The organism is Eubacterium sp. 1001713B170207_170306_E7, assembly GCF_015547515.1.
Classification (GTDB): domain Bacteria; phylum Bacillota; class Clostridia; order Eubacteriales; family Eubacteriaceae; genus Eubacterium.
On record NZ_JADMVE010000003.1, the window covers coordinates 491,368 to 512,641 of the forward strand.

Consider the following 21,274-nt stretch of genomic DNA (forward strand, 5'->3'; position numbering starts at 1 on the left):
TTAAAAACCGCCAGCGCCAACTTCCGCCTGCCCTTTGATGAGCAGCTCCTGGTCTATGCGCAGCGCCCCGATGTGACCGCCGTGCTCACCACAGAGCGCTGGAACCGTCGCTTTGGACGGTGGGTGAAGCCGGGCAGTAAAGGGATCGCGGTCTTTGACAAGCAAAGCGACCGCCTTCACCTGAAGCACTACTTTGACCTTTCCGATACCAAAGAAGGCTGGAACAAAGACCGCGTCCGTCCCGTTCCCCTTTGGCAGGTCCAGGACCCATACCACCTGGCCATCATTGAAACCCTTGAGGATACCTTCGGAACACTTGAAGCCCGAGACAATCTGATGCAGGCCATCATCAGCGTCAGTGTCAACGCCGGTGAAGACAATCTGAGAGACTATCTGGAAGATCTGAAACAAAGTGTGGCAGGCAGCTACCTCGATGGTCTGGACGACCTGAACCTGAGCAAACGCCTGCGGGACCTGATGGTGAACAGCATGACCTACATGCTCATGCTGCGCTGCGGCCTGGACACCAAAGACCTCTTTGAAGCCGATGACTTCAGGGAGATCACCACTTTTAACACGCCCCAGACGGTTAACATCATCGGCAGTGCCACCTGTGAAATCACGGCGATGGCCCTCAGCGCTGTTGCGAAAACCACGCGCAGGCTACAGCGGGAGGAAAAGATCGATCCGGGCATGTTTGCAAAAACGGAAGAACCCGCCTACAATGAGAAGCAAGAGAAAACACCACTCAATGAAAGGAGTGTTAAAAATGAACGTCACCTACAGCCAGCAGGGCGATTACCTGCTGCCCAACCTGACCGTGCCGGAGGAAGTGCCCATGCCACAGGGCAAATACGCGAGCCTGCGGAAAACCTACCTGATGCAACACCACTACGGCCTGTACCTGAACCTGCTCACCCAGGGGAAACTCAACGCCCACTTAACCGAGATACAGGAAAGCGCCAGCAAGCGGATGGCCTTGATCACGACTCAGATGATGGCAGCGGAAGGGATCAACGAGGCACTGAAAGCTCAGAATCCCATGCGGTGGACCGGGCTGGTGAACAACCTCCAGAGGACCGTGGAGGAACAGATTCTTCAGGAACTGATTTACGATTAAGTACGGCATTGCCGGTATCGACTTTTCCAGAAGATATTTTTGAAGAAATCCTGATTATAACCCCGCACCTGCGGAATCCGAAAAAAACGATTCAGGCGGTTTTTGAAAAACAGACCGAAGCGGAGCGCCGTGCCCGTTACCTTAACCGCATTTTCAACAAAGAGGTGACGGCGCTAACCCTGAAAAATGGCCAGCCCGTCTTTTATGAAGCCACTGAGGACGCCCTGTGTTTTTGGAGCGGTACGTCTGAAACCCGAACAGCCGAAAGCCATGTGAGCTGGCAATCCATGGCCAAGAGCCTTGACCGGATGATCCGCACTAACCGTTTCACAGATCATTACCGCCCCATCCCAAGCGCCTTAGAGCAGCAGCGTCTTTTAGATGGAAAAGCAGAGGAGAAAACCCCCTCTGCTTTTTTATTGGCGCAGGAACGCCCGTCTGAGCTAAAGGCGGGTGATTCGATAGCCTTCGGGACAACCGAATACCGTATTCTTCGTATGGATGATCAGCAGGTGGAGCTGCAAAACCAGGCCTATCCGCTTTTAACCGAAACGTTCGACCGGGAGGTTTTTGATCAAAGGCTTCAGGAAACATCAGCCCATATTCTGCAACCTGCGCCAGTAAAGCAGGCTCCGGATATAGTAACAGAAGACACTCCGGTCCCAAAAACGGCTGAGGAAACCGTTGAGTTAGATACAAAAGAAAAAAGAGCGCTGTCATCATTACCCGAGATACCTAAGGACGTACCCGGCTATCAGCTTGGTTATGGCCTGCTTGGAAATGGAGTGACCGTGTGGAACCGCCTGGTGGAAGAACACGGCGATTACCAGACCATCGCGCATATTTCCCCGGAAGGACAGATCACGTTCTACCAGGACGATCTGCCGGATGCAGTGATTCAACGCATCGAAAACCAAGCGGCGAGTGAAAAACGGGCATATCTGGAGAGAACCAAACCTGAAAAGCCAGCCGAGGCAATTACAGTCGGGATGGAACTCGAGATTGATGACCGGAGGTATCGTGTTGATGCCATTGATCAGGAACTTAATGAAGTATCTTTACAGGATATTACATTTAATCAGAGCACTGGTTTCCCGATTTTCCGCAGGGAACCGCTTTCCTTTGTTAACCGCTACCTTGATAAACAGCCCACACGGCCTGAAGCGCATCGGACGGATGAAAAAAGTCCAGTACAGGAAAGCGCCAATCATGAAGACTTCAACGAGCCAGCCCCGGATAAAGCCATCCTTACCGCCTCTCTGGAACAACATCAATACCGTATCACGGAGGATACCCTTGGAACCGGCGGCCCAAAAGAGAAATTCAAAGCCAATATCGCCGCCATCAAGACCCTGAAGCAATGCGAAGCCGAAGGACGACTGGCTACCGCTGAGGAGCAGAACATATTAGCCGGATATGTTGGCTGGGGCGGCCTTCCTGATGCATTCGACACGACCAAAGACAGCTGGCGCACCGAGTATCAACAACTGAAAGATCTTCTTACTGAAGAAGAATACAAAACCGCCCGAGCCTCCACCCTGACGGCTTTTTACACGCCGCCGGTGGTCATCAAGGCCATGTACCAGGCCCTTGAGCGCATGGGCTTCCGTCAGGGAAACATCCTGGACCCGGCCTGCGGGACCGGCCATTTCTTCGGCCTGCTGCCTGAAAGCATGGCGGATTCCCAGCTCTACGGCGTTGAACTGGACCCGCTCACCGCAGGGATTGCGAAGCAGCTCTATCCAAACAGCCACATTGTGAACAGTGGGTTTGAACACTTCAAGCCCCCCGATGGCTTCTTTGACGTCGCCATCGGTAACGTCCCCTATGGACAATTTAAAGTGAATGATCCCCAATACAATCGGGAAAACTTCTTAATCCACGATTACTTTTTTGCCAAGGCTTTGGATACGGTCAGGCCTGGCGGCATCGTGGCCTTTATCACCTCCAAAGGCACCCTGGACAAGCAAAATTCGTCCGTGCGGGAATACCTCGCAAGACGCGCCGAGCTCGTGGGTGCGGTCCGTCTGCCGGACAACACCTTTACCGCCAATGCCGGTACTCGTGTGACCGCGGATATTCTCTTCTTTAAATGTCGCGATTTTTTGGTCCCGGAGAAAGAAGAACTGCCAGCCTGGACAGCTTTGAATATGGACGATGCGGGCATAGAGATGAACGACTACTTCGTAGACCATCCCAAAATGATTCTGGGAAAAATGGTGGTTGAGAACGGCCCTTTTGGCCCTGAAACAAGGTGTAAAGCCGTAGAAGGTGAACGTCTGGCCGACCGGCTCAGCGAAGCCATCCGCCGCCTGCCGTCCGATATTTTCGAATACGATTTTGGCCCCGAGGAGGACATGGAGGGGGAGGAAACCGAGACCATTCCAGCAGACTTTTCCGTCCGGAACTTCTCCTTTACCCTTAAAAACAACAAAATCTACTACCGTGAAAACAGCCAGATGCGCCGGATCACCACCAACAAGACCGCGGAAAACCGTATCCGGGGCATGATCGACCTGCGAGAGATTACGCGAAAGCTCATTGATCTGCAGCTGGAGGACTACCCGGATAAGGACATCACGCTTGAGCAAATGCGTCTGAATCAGGTTTATGACGCCTATGTGAAGCATTATGGCCGCCTTAACACCCAGGCCAACCGGCTTGTTTTCCGGGATGATCACAGCTACCCACTGCTATGTTCATTGGAAATTCTGGATCCCATGGGCAGCTTTGTCCGCAAGGCCGATCTATTCACCAAACGCACCATTCTGCCGCGCGTTGAGATCACCCATGTCGATACCGCAGCGGAAGCCCTGGCCGTTTCCTTAGCCGAACGCGCGAAGGTCGATTTGCTCTATATGGCCGGATTGCTCTATACATCCGAGCAGGAGCCGGGGCTGTTTGCCCCCCAACAGGAGACGGGGGGTCCCCTGATCACACTGGATGAGACCCCTTTTCGAAAGCTGGTTGAAAGCCTGAAGGGCGTTATTTTTAAAACGCCGGAGAGCGGTCCCTTTGACTTTGCAGGGAACTGGGCCGAGGGCTGGCAGACTGCTGATGAATATTTGAGCGGCAACGTGCGTGAGAAGCTCTCGGTCGCAAGACTGGCGGCTGCCGCCTATCCAGAGTTTACCCAAAACGTTGATGCCCTGGAAAAAGTCCAGCCACAGGACCTGGACGCGTCAGAGATTGCGGTGCGCTTGGGCACTACCTGGATTCCCCAGGAGGACATCCAGGACTTCGCCTTCGAGACCTTTGAGACCTCCAATTACTATCAGCGTAAAATAAAAATCCGGCAGTATCCCCACAACCTGGAGTGGCGCATTGAGGGAAAGATGCTGGACCGGGAGAGCGTGCTGGTCCATGAAACTTTCGGAACCACCCGGAAAAACGCCTATGAGATTCTGGAGACCACCCTCAACTTAAAGGACGCCAAGGTCTATGATTACATTTTTGATGACAATGGCAATCGAAAACCTGTGCTGAATCAGAAAGAGACCACCCTGGCCCTTGAAAAGCAGGAGCAGCTGAAGCAGGCTTTTCAGGATTGGATCTGGTCCGATTCCGGGCGCAGGGATCGCTTAACCAAGTATTATAATGAAAATTTTAACGCGACAAGGTTACGAACCTATGACGGCGCGCACTTGAAATTCTATGGGATGAATCCTGAGTACACCCTGAGACCCCATCAGCTCAATGGGGTTGCCCGGACCATTTACGGCGGCAATACCCTGCTGGCCCACGTGGTCGGCAGCGGTAAAACCTTCACCATGATCGCGTCCGCCATGGAGCAGAAACGCCTGGGCCTTTGCCGGAAAAGTATGTTTGTGCTGCCCAACCATATCGTCGGGCAGTTCGCCTCTGAATGGCTGCAACTCTATCCTTCCGCCAATCTGCTGGTCACCACGAAAAGAGATTTTGAACGGCAGAACCGGCGGCATTTTTGCGCCAAAATTGCCACTGGGGACTGGGATGGGGTTTTGATTGCCCACTCCCAGTTCGAGAAAATTCCCCTGAGCAATGCGCGCCAGATCGCTTTTTACCAGATCCAGGTCGATGAGATTCTTGGCTATCTGGAGGAACTCAAATATGAGCTGGGGGAGCGCATGACCGTGAAACAGCTTGAAAGCAGCCGGAAAAACATTGAAAAAAAGATTCAGACCCTGATGCGGCAAAAGGACAAGGACGACGTCATTACCTTTGAAGAGCTGGGCGTGGACCGGCTCTTTGTGGATGAGGCGGACGAGTTTAAAAACCTCTTTGCCTATACCAAAATGCGCAACGTCGGTGGCATCAGTCAGACGGAAGCCCAGAAGTCCACGGACATGTTCTTAAAAACCCGCTACATGGACGAGCTTACGGGCGGAAAAGGTGTCATCTTTGCCACCGGCACCCCGATTTCCAACAGCATGGTTGAGATGTTCACCCTCATGCGTTACCTGCAATATCACACCCTTAACCGGTTAAAACTGACCATGTTCGATGCCTGGGCGAGCACCTTTGGAGAGACCATCACTGCCCTGGAGCTGGCGCCCGAAGGCAGCACCTACCGCATGAAAACCCGGTTCGCACGGTTCCACAACCTGCCAGAGCTTATGACCCTGTTTCGGGAGGTCGCGGACATCCAGACGGCCGACATGCTGAAACTTCCAGTGCCCGAGGCCATGTACCGTGTCATCGAAACCGAGCCCAGTGAATTTCAAAAGGAAATGCTCGAGGGCCTGGTGGAGCGGGCCCAAAGGGTTCGGAACCGCCAAGTGGACCCAAGCGTAGACAACATGCTGTGCATCACCAACGATGGCCGCAAGCTGGCCCTGGACCAGCGGCTCTTAAACCCCATGCTGCCCGACGATCCCGGCAGCAAGGTCAACGCCCTGGTTCAGGAAACCTACAATCTGTGGAAGGAAAACGAAGAAAAACGGTTAACCCAACTCATTTTTTGCGATCTTTCGACCCCGAAAAAGGACAGCGCCTTTAACGTTTATGACGACATCAAGGCCAAACTCATCCAGAAAGGTGTGCCCGATGTGGAAGTGGCTTACATTCACGAAGCCGACACCGAAGCCAAAAAGAAGGCCATGTTTGCCAAAGTGCGGACCGGCGTGATCCGCATTGAGCTGGGCAGCACGGCGAAGATGGGGGCCGGGACCAATGTACAGGATTTGATCATTGCCTCCCACGATCTGGATATTCCCTGGCGGCCCCGGGATCTGGAGCAGCGGGGCGGACGTTCCATAAGACAGGGGAACCAAAACCCCAGGGTGCAGATTGTCCGCTACATTACCAAGGGGACCTTTGACGCCTACATGTTCCAGCTCCTCGAGAATAAACAGCGCTATATCTCCCAGATCATGACGGGCAAATCCCCGGCCCGGACCATGGAGGACGTGGATGATGTGGCGCTCTCCTTTGCCGAAATCAAGGCCCTGGCAACGGGCAATCCGCAAATCAAGGAGAAGATGGACCTGGACATTGAAGTCTCCAAGCTTCAGACACTCAAACAAAGCTACTTGTCTCAAAAATACCGTCTGGAGGACCGGATCAGCAAGGAATACCCGAAGGAGATCGCCGGGCTTGAGGAAACCATCGAGCAGCTGGAAAAGGATGTTTTGCATGTCAAAGCTCAGGGCCCCCTGGATAAAGAGACCTTTACCATGCGTGTCGGTCAGAAAATCTATACGGATAAAGTAAAGGCCGGTGAGGCTTTGATCCAGGCCTGCCGGGGCATCAACGGCAGTGACCCGGTGCCCATTGGCACCTATTTAGAATGGCCCATGACCCTGCACTACAAAGCCTTTTCGCAGGAATTTAAGCTGAAAATCGGTCATAAGATGAAGTATGCGGTCACGCTGAGCACCAACCCCGAAGGGAATATCGCGCGTATCAACAACGCCATCAAGGGCGTTGAAACAACGCTTCATGAGAAAAAAGAAGCACTGGAAAACACGAAGACACAGCTCGCGAAGGCGAAAATTGAAGTGGCAAAGCCCTTTACACGGGAGCAGGAGCTCAAGGAAAAATCCGCCCGCCTGTTTGAGCTCAATGCGCTGCTGTCCGCGGACAGCAAGGATATTGCGCTCATTGACTCTGAGCCTGAGGAAGGTGAAATACAGACGGTGAAAACCAAGGAAAGAACGCGTTAAGTCCAGAAATCATTTTGTTAATGCTGGATTTTATAAAATTGTAGCAAATTTAAAAATTAGGATGTTATGGCAAGCGGTGTTTCAAGGTGATATGCTGCTTTTTTATTTCCCGGAAAGGAGGGGATGCCCTTGGGCTTTTATGAATGAAATCGCAAAATGAACGGTTTATCTCGCAGAATTAACAGAAAAGGAGACAAAATGATGTGTAAGATTCAGATCGAATTACCCGATCAATTTAAAAAAAGGAGACCCTAAAATGGAAAATATTTTAAAGCAGCTCATCGATGGACTGGCCAATTGTGATGTCGTAATGGACTTTGCTATTATGACCAATCCCGCAGAAAATCCCGTGGACACGCTCAAAGCCAGCGAAGCTGAGCTTGAAAAGCTTCAGGACCCTTACGAGGAAGAAAGCCTTCATGACAGCCTGCCGGACAACCCACAAAACTCAGATTTTGAGAAACTTGATGAAAACTGGGAGGAGATTGACATGGATGATTTTTACCCAGAACCATCGCCCCTGACCGCCATTTACCTGGATACCATTCAACGGTTATCGGTCAATAACGTTGACTATCAGAACTTGAAAGACGAACATGACGCCATGATGGACGATCCTTCGCTCATCAAATTGCTTTCAGATGAAGCGGCCATCACCCTGACCAGTGAAGAACTTCAGCAGATCCATCACTACTTGTTTTTGGAAGATCAGATGGCCGAAATGGAGCAGGAAGCGCTCTATTTCAGAGGCCACGCCGATTGCCTGAAATACCTGAAGCGTATGGATCAGGCCCATTAAAAAAGCGTGACGGCCAACCGGTTTTATGTCGGTTGGCTTTTTTAATGAAATAAAATATCCACGGGTTTGTGGAAAGGATATGCGGTGAACAATGAGGATTTAAAAACCATGCAGGCGTGGCCTTTGGAACGCAAGGTCCGCGTCTCACAGTTAAGAATTATGGAGTGGTATCAGTATTGGCATGGACAGGTGTGTGTGAGTTTTTCAGGGGGAAAAGACAGCACCGTGCTCCTGGATCTGGCCCGGCACATTTATCCAGATATTCCTGCCATTTTTGTCGATACCGGCCTGGAGTACCCGGAAATACGCCGCTTTGCCCTTAGTCAGGACAATGTTTTCAGGTTAAAACCGAAGCTGCGTTTCGATGAAGTCATTAAAGAGTACGGGTATCCGGTCATCAGCAAAAGAGTGGCTGGAGCCGTTGAAGATGCCAAACGGAACCTGCCCCTTGGAAAAATCACGACCGGGATACAACAGCTGATGGGCACTTATCAGGAGGGACGTTCCTGGTTTAGCTTTCCGAAATGGTATTTTCTAATCGACGCCCCCTTTAAAATCAGCGTCCGGTGCTGCGATGTGATGAAGAAAGCCCCCATCAAAGCCTTTCAGCACACGCATGGTTTTCAGCCCATGGTGGGAACACTGGCCGAGGAAGGGATGCAGCGTAAAGTGAATTGGTACCAGTATGGCTGCAACATTTTTGATTCGAAAAATCCGGTATCCCGGCCCCTTTCGTTCTGGCGAAATCAGGATATACTGGCCTATCTGAAGCAGACCGGCCTTCCGTTTAGTTCGGTTTATGGGGCGATTGTGGAGGAAGCACAAATGACCATGCCCTTTATGGAGCGGAAGCTGCGCACCACAAAATGCGACCGGACCGGGTGTATATACTGCATGTTTGGCATCCATCTGGATCAGAGGCCCAACCGGTTCGAACGCTTGCGATACACCCATCCAAAGCAATACCAGTATTGCGTGGAACAATTAGGCTGCGGAAAGGTACTGGATTTTCTCGAAATCCCCTATTAAAAAAAATCAATTGGAATCAAAAGCTGACAAAACGTTGGCTTTTTTGAGTAAAAAAGGAGACAACAGAATGCCCAAATATGATGTCACCGTTACCGAACTTGCCTGTGCCGTTGTGACGGTTGAGGCAGCAGACAAAGAAGCCGCGAAGGATCAGGTGGAAGCCATGTTTAACCGTGGGGAGTGTTCCTTTACGGATGATAAAGACCTCGAATTTGAAGCCGAATTAAACCCCGAGGCGTTTTATGAAATTCAGGAACCTGAAGAAATAACCGTTTTGATGGTGCCAGAAGGGAAGCCGCCAAAGCCCCAAACCGTTGAAAACAGTATGCGAGCCATCAACCGAATGATGGGTGGATTTGTGGAGTTTTATCCCTTGGAAATCCCCACGGTCATCATCTGGATCAGAAGAAAACAGTTTGATAAAACAGAAATGAATCGAATGATCGATGATGAAAAAGGCAATCATCAGCGGGATGTCTACGGTGATTTTTTCCTTTGTAACCGGGCACCAGATGGCCAAAACTTTGAAAGCCTGACCCCGGAACAGATCAAGAAATACACTCAAAGATTTGAACAACCCGATGAAATGCGAACGTCCCCCAAGGATCAAAAACGCCCGAAAAAGAAACGGGATAACGTGCGTTAACCCTAAATAAAGGAGAAAAATTTATGGAAAAATATGTTGTCACAGTCTGCGAAACACGTCAGCGGGAAATTGAAGTGGAGGCTGAAAGTGCCGAGCTGGCCCGGAAAATCATAAAAGAAAGATGGTGTCAACGGGGGCATTTGTGTCTGGATGAAATGGATTTTGCCCATGTCACCATTGAAGCCGAGCCAAGCCCCAAAAAGCGCGAAAAGATCACCTATCTCTATGTGCCGGTGGGAAAACCGCCCGAGGTCCGAACTGTGATTAAGGATTCCGAAACGATGCGAAGGCTGCTAAGAGAGTACCGGAGGGCACGTCCACTTGAGGAGAACGTGGCACTGATGAGCCGGGAAACCAACCAACCTTTAAACCGCGCGCTTTATGGCGAAGACCATGATTTACAGACGGTTATCACCGGCGATTTTTTGATTTTTCATGCACCCTGGGATAAAGGGTACTGTGAAAGTTTGACGCCGGAACAGATAAAAAAATACCAGGAGCGCTTCCAATATCCCGAAAAATTTGTCAAAAACGGCGATGAATTTTCAGTCATCACCATTAAAACCAAGCCCAAAGCGCACGCGCGATGAAGTGTTTTACGAAGAAGACCATCCTTTTTTAAAAAAAGAACCATTAAGAAAGTGTATTTATCAGGGGAATCGGGGTCCCGTGAGTCGGTCTTAGCCAGCACTGAATAAGGTTACTACCTGCGGCGGAAACCCGATTCGCTGTTTGGGGAGAACCCCAATCCCCCTTTGATACAAAAGAAATGAAAACCATCCGAATATAAGGAGCGAAAGATGAAACGATCAGAACTAAAATTTGAGGATGCCGGCATTTTTGTGATCCGGCAGCAGCAAGAGGAAGAAGTCAAGGTTACGATTACCGAGAGCAAAGGCGGTGCCGTCATGTCGGTCAGTTTTTATCATGGTGCGCTGTTTAAGATCACCGCCAAGGATCGAATGGTGTACGCCCGAAGTAAAGACCGCATCTATTTTTCAGAACCGCCCAAAGGGTATCGTGGCTATAAAATTTCCAAGAAAAATAAGCATGAGGGCAGCAAAGCGGTCTATGGAATCTCCTCCACAAAATTTGTCCATCAAGATATGCAGGGGCAGTATGATCTCCGATATGATCCGGAATGCGAACTCTTTTACATTGATAAGATGGACCGAATCGAAGCAGGTGATCACCATGCGCACACGAACCGTTGACATTCACTTTCGGCTGACCCCGTCTGAAGCCAAACGCCTGAACGCCAACGTCCAAAAGACCGGGCTGAACCGGTCTGAGTATCTCAGAACCCTGGTCGAGGGCAAGCAGCCCTGCGAAAAACCCGACGAGACGTTTTATGAGATGATGGGAGAAATGCGGGCCATTGGCATCAACCTGAACCAGATTGCGGCCAAGGCCAACGTGCTGGGCTTTGTGGATCAGCCCCGGTATGAAAAAGAAGCGGCCCGATGGCGGCAGTTCATGCTGGCAGTCAAAGAAAAATTCCTGGAGCCTAAATAAAATGGCCACCACCAAAATCTGGGACGTCCATGGCCGGATCGACCATGTGATCAACTACGTCCTCAACCATGACAAAACTGAAAACGAAGGCTTTGCAGAAACAGCGACAGAGGGGGAAACCCTTCAAGCCCTCACCGGTTATGTTACCCAGGTGGATAAAATCAAACAGCCCTTCTTTGTGACCGGGCTCAATTGTCTGCCCGAAACCGCGGTCCAGGAAATGAAATTGACCCAAAAGCAATATCATAAGGAAGGTGGCATTATAGCCTATCATGGCTATCAGAGCTTTGCCCCCGGAGAGGTCACCGCCGAGCAGGCCCACGAGATCGGCGTGAAGCTGGCCAAGGAACTCTGGGGTGACCGTTTTGAGGTGATCATCGCGACCCATCAGGACCGGGAGCACCTTCATAATCATTTTGTCCTCAATGCCATCTCTTTTAAAGACGGGCTTCGATATTACGATTGCAACGCCACCTACGACCTCATGCGCGAGACCTCGGACCGGCTCTGCAAGGCATACCAGTTGTCTGTCATTGAAGATCCGCAGACGGGAAGGCGGCCAAGCTACAAAGCCTACCTGGATAAAGAGTCCGGTAAACCCATCTGGCATGATCTGATCATCAAGGACATTGACGCGGTTATGGCGGAGAGCGTGACCCTGCGCCAGTTCTTTTTCCGGATGCGGCAGAAGGGCTACCAATTTAAGCCAAACGCCAAATATTTTACCTTAAGGCCGCCGGGCAAGGAACGCTTTGTCCGCATTGACCGCAAATACCCAGAGTACAGCCTGGAGAAAATCGAAGCCCGGATTTACGCGCAGGAAAAAATCAAGCGTCATCAACCCGAACCGAGCATCACCCATAAAAAAATGAAACTCCAGGGCAATTATCAGAAAGTTAAAAAGACAGGAGGTCTGCGGGGCCTGTACCTGCATTACTGCTACCGGCTGGGTGTCTTTGAGAAAAGAAAAAACAAAAAGCGGGATACCGCCCATTTAAATTTTGTCTACCGGGAGGACATCCGCAAGCTTGAGCAGATAACGGATGAAACCATCTTTTTATGTCACCACAAAATGGACAGCCTGGAAGCACTGCAAGCCTTCAAGGCATCCAACCAGGAGAAAATCAAGACACAGTGCATTGCGAGGAAGAAGCTGCGCAACCAGCTCCGCACGGTCAAAGACGAACCCCAGCGGTCCGAGCTTTTGAACCAAGCGGCGGAGCTGAGTGTCCAGATTAAGAAGCTGAGAAAGGAGGTGAGGCTGTGTGAAAGCATTGAGGAACGGGCTGTAAGCCTGCGTGAAAAAATGAAAGCTGCCGAAGCGGAAGCAGAAAAATCAAAAAATGAAAAGGAGGTAAAACACATTGAACACTAGTGGAGACGCGGCGGAGAGTATTGTCCGTCTGAGCATGGAAGGCATCGAAGCCGCCCTGCGGGTTACCGGTTCTGGAGCCAAGGGGCTGGCCATGGTGATCATTGCCCTGCTTCAGAGCAAGGACAGTATCCGGAACAAAGGCCGGACCCGATTGAAAACCATGCTGAAATCCGGCAAGCCAACCGCGGTCTTTGCCGTCAAAAACGAAGATCTGCAATCTTTTATGGCATCGGCCAAAAAATACGGCATTCTGTATGCGGTCGTCCGCGACCCGAACGGTATGGAACATGACGTCACCGACGTGATTGTCAAATCCGAAGACGCAGGCCGGGTCAACCGGCTGGTTGAGAAGTTTGACCTGAACGTGAAGGACATCGGCGCCATCGTCTTAGAAAGAGAGCGGGAAGCCCTTCTGTCAGCCCAGAATCAGGAAAAAGGAAGCAATGAAACGTTGAATCCCGACGAGGAAGCCGCGTATCAGAAAGAGGAAGCCAATGCTCAGGCAGTCGTCAACGATCTCTTTGGAGAAGCTCCGGAGCTTGAGCATCCAGAGCGTGAGACCTCTCCGGAAGCCGTGGTGGAGGATCTCTTTACCCCAACGGAAAAAAACATCACGAAAGAAGAAGCTGCCACGGGGGAGTCTCCAGGGATGTCCCCGGAAACCCCTTTGAAGGCGAAAAGCCCTCGGTCCGAGCCTTCCTCGCCGCCAGACAAAGACGCTACTATTGAAGCACCGACAAAACCGTCCGTGAAAGCCGCACTCAACCAGATTAAAGCCGACCGCGCGGCCCAGATCGCCAGGGTAGCGGTGAAGGAGGCTCTTGTCGCAGAAAAAACAGCCCGGCCAAGCATTTCAAAGGCTGGACCGAAAAAGAATATGAAGAAAAATAGCGCTAAAAAGAAAACCAAAGGAGGAAAAACACGATGAGCGATCTCTATGATCTCTTTAAATCCAAGGAATCACCACCGGCCCCGCAGGCCTTTGACAAGGCAGCATGGGCCGAGAAAAAGAAAGCCGAAAAATCAAAGTGCTACGCCATGATTGATGCGTCCCTTGAGCGCATTGGCCAAGACGCGGCACTGTTTGAAGGCTACCTCAAGGTACAGAGCCAGTTTGATCTGTACTCCCCGAGAAACGCCTTACTGATCCAGGCACAAAGGCCCCTGGCCATCAAGCTGGCGGACAGCAACACCTGGAAGGAGCAGGGCATTCTGGTCAAGAAGTTTGAATACAAAAACCCCGTCATGATTTTAGAACCCGGGAAGCAGTACGAGCGCGCGGACGGGAGCATTGGCCAGTCCTACAACGTGAAAAAGCTCTATGATATTTCCCAGACCATGGCCCGTATCCCACCGCAGGAAACGGCGAAGATGGATGATCGGCTGCTCATTTCAGCCCTTATCACGGGCGCACCGGTTCCGGTGAAGCCGATTGATCCGCAAAACGGCATGGACAGCGTCGCTTTCAGTCCGGAAGAAAGAGGTATCCTGGTACAGCGCGGCCTGACGCCCGATGAAATGTTCCGGGGCCTTACCCGGGAGCTCGCAAAGGTGGAAATCCTTGTCCGGCAAAGACCCGTTCAGGATTTGGATTTTACGGCCGGGGCTGCTGCTTACATGCTCTGTCATCAGACGGGCATTGAGCCTGACCGGCGTTTTATCGAAGCACTGCCCAAGGCCTTTGAAGGGCTGGAACCCCGGGAGGTGGGCGAAGCACTTTGTGCCATGCGCGACACGGTCAGTGATCTTTCAAGCCGGATGACCATGAACATCCGCCGACAAAGGAAACAGACAACCACTCCGGCCAAAAAGCCGGAAGCCCGTTAATGAGGAAATCATTTCATGGACCTTGAAGCCTTTAAAAAGTATTGGATTTTCTATGTGCTGGGAATCGTACCCGTCATTGGAATGGCTCTGCGTATTGCCCCTTTCATCAATGTGGGACTTTATGGCTTTATTCTTAAGTTTCCTGAAGTGATGGAGCATCCCTTTAAAATCACATGGGGTGAGAACAGTTTAAAATCCATCCTGATTTTGATGATTCTATATGTCATGGGAATCGGGGTTTTTTGTGCTACCCGGAAAAACTACCGCCGGGGTGAGGAGCACGGGAGCGCCCGGTGGGGCGAAGCCCGGCCCCTTTGTAAGAAATACAGCGATAAAGCCTTTGAGGAAAACAAGCTTCTGACCCAGAACGTGCGCATTGGCCTGGACGGGTACAAGCACCGGCGGAACCTGAACACCCTGGTCTGCGGCGGGAGCGGCGCGGGGAAAACCCTGTTCTTTGCCGAGCCCAACGTCATGCAGGCCAACACCAGCATGGTCATTCTGGACCCCAAGGGTGAGATCGCAAGAGCTACCGGCCATCTGCTGGAGGCCAAGGGCTATGCGGTGCGCATCCTGGATTTAATCAACATGGAAAAAAGCCACTGCTACAACCCTTTTGTCTATCTGAACACCGACAACGATGTGCAGCGGCTGGTGACCAACCTCTTTAAAGCCACCACCGTCAAGGGCACGCAGTCAAATGATCCCTTCTGGGATACGGCGGCCAGTATGCTCTTACTCGCGCTGGTCTTTTTTCTGAAATACGAAGCACCGCCCGATGAGCAGAACTTTGCCATGGTCCTGGAGCTGCTGCGTGCCGGGGACATGCCCGAGGAGGACGATGGCAGCTATGTCTCCCCGCTCGATGAACTCATGGAGCGGCTGGAAGCACGGGAGCCCGAGCATATCGCCCTGAAATATTACCGGAATTACCGGTCTGGTGCGGCCAAGACCCTGAAATCCATCCAGATCACCTTAGCCGCGCGGCTTGAAAAGTTCAACCTGGAAAGCCTGGCGGCCGTGACCATGACGGACGAACTGGATCTGCCGAGCATTGGTGAGAAAAAGACCGCCGTCTTTGCCATTATCCCGGATAATGATACGAGCTTTAACTTTCTGATCAGTATCCTTTACACCCAGCTTTTTCAGCAGCTCTTTTATCTGGCTGACCACAAATACAACGGTCGGCTCCCAGTTCACGTCCACTTTTTGATGGACGAGTTCGCCAACGTGAGCTTACCCGATGACTTTGACAAGATACTGTCCGTCATGCGCTCCCGGGGCGTTTCTGTGTCCATCATCCTGCAAAATCTGGCGCAGCTGAAGGCCCTTTTTGAAAAGCAATGGGAAAGTATCGTGGGCAATTGTGATACCTTCCTGTATCTGGGTGGAAACGAGCAGAGCACCCATAAGTACGTCAGTGAGCTGCTCGGCAAGGAAACCATCGACACCAATTCCTACGGGAAAAGCAGCGGCCGTAACGGAAACTACTCCACTAACTTTCAAAATGCCGGGCGGGAGCTCATGACCCCCGATGAGGTGCGATTGCTCGACAACCGGTACGCCCTGCTCTTTATCCGCGGGGAGCGTCCGGTCAAAGATTTGAAATACAATATCTGGAAGCACCCGAATGTGGCGCTGACCGAAAAAGGCCATGCGCCCAACTACGAACACGGCAGCACCGATCATGCGGTCGGCACCATGACGGTCATGCGAGACGACCCGTCCATTCCCAATCCGGTAATCCCAGAGGCTTTATTCGAGGCCTTGCAGCATTACGAGGTCCTGTCCGAAGAAGAATTACAGGAAATTTTTGAAACGCAGAAAAAGGAGAAAAAACAACATGAAGAAAAAAGCAAACACTGAACCCGAGCTTGTACGCCGTGGGCGAATCCGAAAAAAGAAACGACGGATTTTCTATGTGCTGGCCGTTGTGCTGTGCTGTTTCAGTACAACGGCCCTCGCAGCGGACGACCCCATTGCGGTGGTCAATAATCTTTCGAATTTCATTTTCGGCCTGGTCCGGGCCATCGGGATGATTCTCATCGGCTATGGCATTGTCCAGATCGGCCTGTCCTTAAAATCCCATGATCCAAGCCAACGCGCCAACGGCATCATGACCGTGGCCGGGGGGATCGTCGTGACCTTCGCGAAAGAGATTCTGAACACCATCGCGGGATAATGATAACCATAATACATCAAAAAAGGGGCAGGCAAAGCTTCGGCCTGCCCCCGAAAGGAGGGATTCAATGGAATCCGATAACTGGATTGCCCAAAATTTACAGAACGCCTTAAACACCTGGAACGGGAAGCTGACCGAGATCTGGCAGCTGCTGACCCAATCACCGGAAACCTTCAAGGGCGGTGGCATCTGGGACGTGATTGTGAGCATCAACGGCACGCTTCAGGCCATCGGCTACGCGCTGTTGGTGCTGTTTTTTCTGGTCGGTATGGTTAAGACCTGCGGGAGCTTTGTGGAAGTCCGAAAGCCGGAGCACGCATTGAAGCTCTTTGTCCGCTTCGCCATTGCCAAGGGGGTGATCACCTATGGCCTGGAACTGATGATGGCTTTATACACCATCGTCCAGGGCGTTGTGAGCCGCATCATGGCCACCTCCGGGCTGGGCAGCGCCGGGGAAACGGTTTTGCCAGATGCGATTGTGACCGCGGTGGAGAACGTGGATTTTTTTAACAGCATCCCGCTCTGGGCCGTCACCTTAATCGGTGGGATCCTCATCACGATTCTGAGCTTTATCATGATCATGAGCGTTTACGGCCGCTTTTTCCGCATTTACCTGTACACCGCCATTGCGCCCATTCCGCTGGCCAGCTTTGCCGGAGAGCCCAGCCAGAGCATTGGCAAAAACTTTTTAAAGAGCTACGCGGCGGTCTGCCTCGAGGGCGCCATTGTGGTGCTGGCCTGTGTGATCTTCACGGTCTTTGCGGCCAGTCCACCCCAGGTGGACCCGAACGCCAATGCCATCACCATGGTTTGGACCTATGTTGCGGAACTGGTGTTCAACATGCTGGTGTTAGTTGGTACCATCAAGATGTCGGACCGCGTTGTGCGCGAGATGCTGGGGCTGTAACCGCCCAATAAAAAAAGGACGTTTTTCAACGTCCTAAATGAGCGGTTTGTGATCGGTGGTATTTCGCAGGGTGCCATCATCATCCATATAGAGATCCTTCAAGGGCACGTTGCGCTCCTCGGCTTTTTGAAGCTGCCAGTAGAGATCCGCCTCAAGCCCCCGGTCAAGCCGATGGTCATCCATGCGGTCTTTGATAAAAAGCACGAGGGTGATGATCCAGCGAATTCCCGCCTGGCCGATAAGCAGGTAAATGATTTTAAAAGCCAGCGCTTCATGGGCACCGGCCCAGGGACTGAGAAGGGTGCAGAACAGCACAAAGCAGGTCAGCGGCAGGGTCAGCTTCAGCTTGGGTGCGATCATAAAGGCAAGCACAACGAGCACAATGACCACAAAGAAAATGAGTGAAACCCGCATCAGTTCATGAAAAAAGTCGAGCATGGATAAAACCCCCTTTAAAAGTGTTTTTTCTTTAGTATAGACCCATTAAAGGGGAAAAACAAATCTACAGGAGGTGTTTTCTTAAGAATACGATGAAGCAGTTTGAAATAAAACATATCGAGTTAAAGGTGGCCAATGCGTTTGTTGCCGAACACCACAGACACCATGGGCCCGTCACCGGCCACCGCTTTTCACTGGGATGTATCCGGCGGGAGGACCAGGCGCTCTGTGGCGTGGCCATTGTCGGCAGGCCCCTGGCGCGCGGGATCAACCACGAAACCACCGTGGAGGTGCTGCGGCTCTGTACCGACGGCACGCCAAACGCCTGCAGCGCCCTGTACGCGGCCTGTCTGCGGGCCGCCAGGGCCCTGGGCTACCAGCGGATCATCACGTATATTTTAGACGATGAACCCGGCACCAGCCTGAGGGCGGCGGGCTGGACCTTTGGCTATCGTACCGCCGGTGGATCGTGGAGCAGCGCCGGGCAGCCGAGAAAGGCGTCGGCGCATGAAGGGCCAAAGAAAATGTATGGTGCCGATTTAAACCATGAGTAGACAAGAAGAAGCATTTAAATTTAATAATTGGAGGAAATAATGGAAGTCAAAATTAATCGCGGTGCGACTCGTTCCTGAACAAACACCATTCCATCGGGAAAAACTTGATGGGCACAAGACCATGTGGTGCTAAAATCAGGCAACTTCTTTAAGAAGTGAGAACTGGTAATCCGATAGGTGGAATGACGGAGTAACGTCCTGAAACGCCTACCCTGATTCTCCGACTGGCATTCTGTGCGAAAGCGTGAGCGTCAGAAGCTCGGTAAAGTCGGCAGAGAGCAACCGTAACACAAATCAGCGAAAAGCCATGTGTCGAAAGCAGTCCAGAGGTGGACTGTGTTGCCTATATGCCGGGGGTCTAAAAATTGTCTATGGTGAGAATGTCAATCGTGACTGACGAACTTGCGAATGTACGGGTCTAAATGATTACTGCGTAGAAATGTGTAGGGCAGTCGAACTGCGTTGGTGTGGTCGAGTAAAAATCACGGTTATGAAAAACCATGTTGTGTTATAGGCACATCTAAGCCAACAGGCTCATAGTAAGCACCTAAGGGCATATGTACAGATAGGATTATCGGAACGAGGAAAGGCATTGGGTTTCTCATTTGAAATAGGCGGACGAAGCAAATAAGCCGCCGAACCAATGCTGAAAAGTAGAGGTCGAACCAGTGAAGTCCTTGTAATGAGGATGGAGGGATGGCCTCAAGTCGTTTGTAAGGAACAAGTATTATCGGGTCGCAATAGGGATTGCGAGTATGACCAAAAGGGTCGCTCCAAGAAAGGAGTGATGCCCTATGCCAAAGGAGAAGCACGGAAAACAACTATCCGTTGAGAGTTTACGACATATGGAATATTACGGAATGCAGCAAACTTTTGATGATTTGTATGCCAGAAGTAAGAACGGAGAAAATTTCACTAATCTTATGGAATTGATTCTCTCACGAGAAAATATTCTGCTTGCATATCGGAACATCAAAGCCAACACAGGAAGTAATACACCGGGAACGGACGAAATCACCATTAAAGAAATTGGGTGCCTGTCACCTGAAGAGGTAGTGGATAAAATTCGTTTTATTGTCGAAGGCAGTCAACACGGCTATCGCCCAAAGCCAATTCGTCGAAAAAACATCCCAAAGCCTTATGACCCCACGGCAACCAGACCGTTGGGCATCCCATGTATGTGGGATAGATTGATACAACAATGTATCAAACAGGTTATGGAGCCAATCTGTGAAGCAAAGTTTATCGAAAACAGTTTTGGATTCAGACCAAACAGGTCAGTGGAAAATGCGATTAACAGAACCTATTGTTTAATGCAGCGGTCAAATTTGCACTATATCATCGAATTTGACATTAAAGGGTTCTTTGATAACGTAGACCACTCCAAACTGGTAAAGCAGATATGGGCAATGGGAATACGGGACACACATCTCATATGGATAATCAAACGAATCTTAAAGGCTTCAATTAAGATGCCTGATGGAAGTATGATTACGCCAACCAAGGGAACCCCACAGGGCGGTTTATGTTCGCCGTTATTTGCGAATATTGTGCTAAACGAGCTTGACCACTGGATTGAAAGTCAATGGCAAAACCATCCGGTTACAAAGAAGTATAGTGCAAAAACAAACCCAAACGGTTCAAAAGACAAGGGTAATGGCTTTAAAGCCATGAAGAAAACCAACCTAAAAGAGATGTTTATTGTTCGGTACGCAGATGATTTTCGTATATTCTGCCGCACTAAAAACGAAGCTGAGAGAACAAAAATTGCGGTAACGCAATGGCTGTCCGAAAGGCTGAAATTGGAAGTATCGGAAAAGAAAACACGGATAGTCAATGTCAAACGGCGATATTCGGAGTTCCTTGGTTTCAAAATCAAGGTGTATCCAAAAGGGCAAAAGTATGTAGTGAAATCGCATATCTGCGATAAAGCAATCAATCATCAACGGCAAAAATTAACGGAACAGGCAAAACGGATTGCAAGACCAAGTGGAGGACGTAAAGAGCGAGATGAAATCACGCTTTACAATTCAATGATAATGGGAATGCATAATTACTATTGTATTGCTACCCATGTCAGCATAGACTGCGCCAAATTGGCGTATTCGGTGAAAATAGTCCTTCATAACAGGCTCAAAACACGCAATGGGAATGGTTTGAGAAAAACCGGCAGGGTTCTCACCAAAGCCGAACAAAAACAATATGGGGATTCAAAGCAACTTCGGTATGTTCATGATGAACCTATATACCCTCTCGGATTTGTTCAGCGCAAAGTGCCAATGGCTAAAAAGTTACAAGTTTGCAGTTTCACACCGGAAGGCAGAAAAGAATTGCATGATAATCTTCGGATAAATGTATCTCTAATGCTAAGGGTTATGAAACAGCCACTTTATGGCAGAAGCGTTGAATATGCAGATAATCGAATATCACTGTTCTCGGCTGGGTGGGGAAAATGTGCGGTTACTGGACAAGCCTTTGAATGTATTGAAGATATTCATTGCCATCACAAAATTCCACGGAATAAGGGTGGTACGGATAAATTCAACAATTTGATATTGGTGCTTACGCCAATACACAGGCTCATTCATGCCACGACCAGAGAAACCATTAACGGATACCTCAAAGCGTTAAATCTCAAAGAGAGCCAACTTGCAAAAGTAAATGAATTCCGTAAATTAGCAGAACTGGAACCGATTGACTCACTACACTATATAACAAATATTTAAATCTTCTCTACAA

The 21,274-nt window shown here is 50.6% G+C and carries 18 protein-coding genes; 16 read left to right on the forward strand and 2 right to left on the reverse strand.

The window, feature by feature from the left end; translation table 11 throughout:
• Window positions 1-276 (reverse strand): hypothetical protein, encoded by a 276-nt coding sequence (locus I2B62_RS10350; RefSeq protein ID WP_195268879.1) that lies wholly within the window; start codon window positions 274-276, stop codon window positions 1-3.
• A gap of 562 nt (window positions 277-838) precedes the next feature.
• On the opposite strand from I2B62_RS10350, the gene I2B62_RS10355 reads away from it, so the two are divergent.
• From I2B62_RS10355 to I2B62_RS10420, 14 genes are all read left to right on the forward strand, one after another.
• Window positions 839-1,120, forward strand: coding sequence for a TnpV protein (locus tag I2B62_RS10355; protein WP_243259485.1), 282 nt, complete (start codon window positions 839-841; stop codon window positions 1,118-1,120).
• Window positions 1,121-2,109: 989 nt separating this feature from the next.
• Complete coding sequence (locus I2B62_RS10360) at window positions 2,110-7,263, forward strand: N-6 DNA methylase (RefSeq protein ID WP_243259486.1); 5,154 nt, start codon at window positions 2,110-2,112, stop codon at window positions 7,261-7,263.
• Between the two features lie 256 nt (window positions 7,264-7,519).
• Window positions 7,520-8,062, forward strand: a complete 543-nt coding sequence (locus I2B62_RS10365) for a hypothetical protein (RefSeq protein WP_195268882.1) — start codon at window positions 7,520-7,522, stop codon at window positions 8,060-8,062.
• Window positions 8,063-8,146: 84 nt separating this feature from the next.
• On the forward strand, window positions 8,147-9,091 hold the full coding sequence (locus tag I2B62_RS10370) for a phosphoadenosine phosphosulfate reductase family protein (protein WP_347707807.1): 945 nt from the start codon (window positions 8,147-8,149) through the stop codon (window positions 9,089-9,091).
• Window positions 9,092-9,158: 67 nt separating this feature from the next.
• Entirely contained in the window at window positions 9,159-9,737 is a 579-nt protein-coding gene (locus I2B62_RS10375; RefSeq protein WP_195268883.1) for a DUF3846 domain-containing protein, read from the forward strand.
• A gap of 23 nt (window positions 9,738-9,760) precedes the next feature.
• The gene (locus tag I2B62_RS10380; protein ID WP_195268884.1) at window positions 9,761-10,327 is read left to right on the forward strand and encodes a DUF3846 domain-containing protein; all 567 of its coding nucleotides are present in this window, start codon (window positions 9,761-9,763) and stop codon (window positions 10,325-10,327) included.
• 210 nt (window positions 10,328-10,537) lie between these two features.
• The gene (locus tag I2B62_RS10385) at window positions 10,538-10,951 is read left to right on the forward strand and encodes a hypothetical protein (RefSeq protein ID WP_195268885.1); all 414 of its coding nucleotides are present in this window, start codon (window positions 10,538-10,540) and stop codon (window positions 10,949-10,951) included.
• Window positions 10,932-11,252: a plasmid mobilization relaxosome protein MobC gene (locus I2B62_RS10390; RefSeq protein WP_195268886.1), complete on the forward strand. Its 321-nt coding sequence runs from the start codon at window positions 10,932-10,934 to the stop codon at window positions 11,250-11,252. Before I2B62_RS10385 ends, I2B62_RS10390 begins: the two co-directional genes overlap by 20 nt.
• A 1-nt stretch (window position 11,253) precedes the next feature.
• The gene (locus I2B62_RS10395) at window positions 11,254-12,627 is read left to right on the forward strand and encodes a relaxase/mobilization nuclease domain-containing protein (protein ID WP_195268887.1); all 1,374 of its coding nucleotides are present in this window, start codon (window positions 11,254-11,256) and stop codon (window positions 12,625-12,627) included.
• The gene (locus I2B62_RS10400; protein WP_195268888.1) at window positions 12,617-13,555 is read left to right on the forward strand and encodes a PcfB family protein; all 939 of its coding nucleotides are present in this window, start codon (window positions 12,617-12,619) and stop codon (window positions 13,553-13,555) included. Before I2B62_RS10395 ends, I2B62_RS10400 begins: the two co-directional genes overlap by 11 nt.
• A complete protein-coding gene (locus tag I2B62_RS10405) occupies window positions 13,552-14,454 on the forward strand; it encodes a hypothetical protein (RefSeq protein ID WP_195268889.1) in 903 nt (300 codons plus the stop codon). The genes I2B62_RS10400 and I2B62_RS10405 overlap by 4 nt, the downstream gene beginning before the upstream one ends.
• A 15-nt stretch (window positions 14,455-14,469) precedes the next feature.
• On the forward strand, window positions 14,470-16,320 hold the full coding sequence (locus I2B62_RS10410; protein WP_195268890.1) for a VirD4-like conjugal transfer protein, CD1115 family: 1,851 nt from the start codon (window positions 14,470-14,472) through the stop codon (window positions 16,318-16,320).
• Complete coding sequence (locus tag I2B62_RS10415; RefSeq protein ID WP_195268891.1) at window positions 16,298-16,636, forward strand: TrbC/VirB2 family protein; 339 nt, start codon at window positions 16,298-16,300, stop codon at window positions 16,634-16,636. Before I2B62_RS10410 ends, I2B62_RS10415 begins: the two co-directional genes overlap by 23 nt.
• Before the next feature lie 67 nt (window positions 16,637-16,703).
• Entirely contained in the window at window positions 16,704-17,543 is an 840-nt protein-coding gene (locus I2B62_RS10420; RefSeq protein ID WP_195268892.1) for a hypothetical protein, read from the forward strand.
• Window positions 17,544-17,576: 33 nt separating this feature from the next.
• Here I2B62_RS10420 and I2B62_RS10425 read toward each other — a convergent pair whose 3' ends face one another.
• On the reverse strand, window positions 17,577-17,981 hold the full coding sequence (locus I2B62_RS10425; RefSeq protein WP_195268893.1) for a hypothetical protein: 405 nt from the start codon (window positions 17,979-17,981) through the stop codon (window positions 17,577-17,579).
• Between the two features lie 92 nt (window positions 17,982-18,073).
• Between I2B62_RS10425 and I2B62_RS10430 the strand changes: the two genes are divergently transcribed.
• Entirely contained in the window at window positions 18,074-18,535 is a 462-nt protein-coding gene (locus I2B62_RS10430; RefSeq protein ID WP_195268894.1) for an XF1762 family protein, read from the forward strand.
• 794 nt (window positions 18,536-19,329) lie between these two features.
• Window positions 19,330-21,261, forward strand: coding sequence for a group II intron reverse transcriptase/maturase (gene ltrA / locus I2B62_RS10435; RefSeq protein WP_195268895.1), 1,932 nt, complete (start codon window positions 19,330-19,332; stop codon window positions 21,259-21,261).
• The last annotated feature ends 13 nt before the right edge of the window (window positions 21,262-21,274 follow it).

What these genes read in the sequence shown, in the direction of transcription:
- I2B62_RS10355 (WP_243259485.1), top strand. Translation starts at nt 839, where the DNA reads ATGCCACAGGGCAAATACGCGAGCCTGCGGAAAACCTACCTGATGCAA.
- I2B62_RS10360 (WP_243259486.1), top strand. Translation starts at nt 2,110, where the DNA reads ATGGAACTCGAGATTGATGACCGGAGGTATCGTGTTGATGCCATTGAT.
- I2B62_RS10365 (WP_195268882.1), top strand. Translation starts at nt 7,520, where the DNA reads ATGGAAAATATTTTAAAGCAGCTCATCGATGGACTGGCCAATTGTGAT.
- I2B62_RS10375 (WP_195268883.1), top strand. Translation starts at nt 9,159, where the DNA reads ATGCCCAAATATGATGTCACCGTTACCGAACTTGCCTGTGCCGTTGTG.
- I2B62_RS10380 (WP_195268884.1), top strand. Translation starts at nt 9,761, where the DNA reads ATGGAAAAATATGTTGTCACAGTCTGCGAAACACGTCAGCGGGAAATT.
- I2B62_RS10385 (WP_195268885.1), top strand. Translation starts at nt 10,538, where the DNA reads ATGAAACGATCAGAACTAAAATTTGAGGATGCCGGCATTTTTGTGATC.
- I2B62_RS10390 (WP_195268886.1), top strand. Translation starts at nt 10,932, where the DNA reads ATGCGCACACGAACCGTTGACATTCACTTTCGGCTGACCCCGTCTGAA.
- I2B62_RS10395 (WP_195268887.1), top strand. Translation starts at nt 11,254, where the DNA reads ATGGCCACCACCAAAATCTGGGACGTCCATGGCCGGATCGACCATGTG.
- I2B62_RS10405 (WP_195268889.1), top strand. Translation starts at nt 13,552, where the DNA reads ATGAGCGATCTCTATGATCTCTTTAAATCCAAGGAATCACCACCGGCC.
- I2B62_RS10410 (WP_195268890.1), top strand. Translation starts at nt 14,470, where the DNA reads ATGGACCTTGAAGCCTTTAAAAAGTATTGGATTTTCTATGTGCTGGGA.
- I2B62_RS10415 (WP_195268891.1), top strand. Translation starts at nt 16,298, where the DNA reads ATGAAGAAAAAAGCAAACACTGAACCCGAGCTTGTACGCCGTGGGCGA.
- I2B62_RS10420 (WP_195268892.1), top strand. Translation starts at nt 16,704, where the DNA reads ATGGAATCCGATAACTGGATTGCCCAAAATTTACAGAACGCCTTAAAC.
- I2B62_RS10425 (WP_195268893.1), bottom strand. Translation starts at nt 17,981, where the DNA reads ATGCTCGACTTTTTTCATGAACTGATGCGGGTTTCACTCATTTTCTTT.
- I2B62_RS10430 (WP_195268894.1), top strand. Translation starts at nt 18,074, where the DNA reads ATGAAGCAGTTTGAAATAAAACATATCGAGTTAAAGGTGGCCAATGCG.
- ltrA (WP_195268895.1), top strand. Translation starts at nt 19,330, where the DNA reads ATGCCAAAGGAGAAGCACGGAAAACAACTATCCGTTGAGAGTTTACGA.